Origin of the sequence: Mesorhizobium sp. M7A.F.Ca.CA.001.08.2.1, assembly GCF_003998455.1 — a bacterium.
In the GTDB taxonomy this organism is placed as follows: Bacteria; Pseudomonadota; Alphaproteobacteria; order Rhizobiales; family Rhizobiaceae; genus Mesorhizobium; species Mesorhizobium ciceri.
Genome location: NZ_RZPW01001059.1, coordinates 1 through 1,649, shown reverse-complemented (window position 1 = coordinate 1,649; position 1,649 = coordinate 1). Strand labels below are relative to the sequence as shown.

The following is a 1,649-nucleotide window of genomic DNA, read 5'->3' as shown; positions in this document are numbered from 1 at the left end:
TCCCGCCACCACCCTGGCCTGGAGCCCCGCCATGGCCGACGGCACCGGCGGGAATGGCGGCAACGGCGGCGGCCAGGGTGGTGGCGGGAACGGCGCAGGCACATCGGGAACCGGCGGCAACGGAGCGATAGCGGGCAATGGCGGCAGCGGCAGCGATGGCAGTGTGGCCGGCTCCGGCGGAACCGGCGGCTCCCCCGGCGTCGACGGTGGCGACGGTGGCGTCGGCAATTCCGCTACCACCCTGATCAACGATGGCGACTCCATAACAGGCGGCGGCGGCGGCGGCGGTGGCCGAAGCGACGGCGGAGACCCAAGCGGCGTCGGCGGCAATGGCGGCAATGGCCTCGCCTCATCAGCAGACAATGCTTCTCTCGTCAACAGCGGCGGTCGTCTGGTTGGCGGCGGCGGCGGCGGCGGCGGCAGTATCAATGGCAACGGCGGCGACGGCGGCGACGGCGCCATGTTCTCTGGTGCCCATATTGTCCTGACCAACAGTGGCACCATTTCCGGTGGCGGTGGTGGCGGCGGCGGCATCGCGAATGGCTGTGGCTGCACCGACGGTAGCGGTGGCGTCGGCGGCGGCGGCATCGTCATGTCGGGTGGCGGCACGATCGAGAACAGCGGCACCGTGCAGGGCGGCACGGGCGGCGCCAGCGGCTATGGCGATCCACGCTACCTCGCCGGATCCGGCGGGGTCGGCATTGTCGGCGCCGATCTCACCGTGACCAACAGCGGCACCCTCGCTGGTGGATTCTCGATCGACGGCGGCGGCCCACAGGCGGATGCGATCCAGTTTACCGGCGGTGCCAATACGCTGGAGCTGCGCGCCGGCTCGGCGATCAGCGGCACTGTGGAGGCCTTCAGCGCCGACGACACGTTGAGGCTCGGCGGGAACGTCGACAGCAGCTTCGACGTCTCAGGCGTCGGACAGCAATACCAGGGTTTCGGAATTTACGAAAAGACCGGCACCGGCGCATGGACCCTGACCGGCAGCACCAACGCGGTGACGTCGTGGACCATCGATCAGGGCACATTGTCGGTGTCGTCGGACGCCAATCTCGGAGCGGCCTCAGGCGCCCTGACATTCAACGGCGGCGTGCTGCAAGTGACCGGCACCTCGTTCAAGTCCACCACCCGCACGATCAACTGGGGCCCCGGCGGCGGCAGCTTCGACATTGCCGACAGCGCCAACACCTTCACCGTGAGCCAGGCACTGACGGGCCAAGGAGGGCTCACCAAGCTCGGCGCCGGAACCCTGACGCTGACCGGCACCAACACCTATTCGGGCGGCACCTTCGTCAACAGCGGGACGTTGAGCATCAGCCGTGATGCGGCCCTTGGCGATGCGGCGGGAGCGCTGACGCTGGACGGCGGCACATTGAAAGTAACGCCCGTCGCGCTATCGCTCTATATGAGCCGCGGCATCACCCTGGGCGCCAATGGCGGCACCTTCGATGTCGGCGCCGGCAAAGGGCTTTTCATCGATTCCGCCAATGGCGACATCAACGGCGCGGGCTCGCTGTCGACGACCGGCAGAGGAACGCTGCACCTGACTTCCGCCAACAGCTATAGCGGCGGGACGATCATCGGCGGCGGAGCAACCGTGGTGGAAGCAACGGGCGGGCTCGGCAGCGGGCCTGTCCGTGTGG

At 68.6% G+C, this 1,649-nt stretch carries 1 protein-coding gene; it reads left to right on the top strand.

Annotated elements, in window-relative coordinates; genetic code table 11:
- Positions 1-31: 31 nt before the first annotated feature.
- Positions 32-1,649, top strand: a 1,618-nt coding sequence (locus EN914_RS34700; RefSeq protein ID WP_206527309.1) for an autotransporter-associated beta strand repeat-containing protein, incomplete at its 3' end; no start/stop codon positions are given.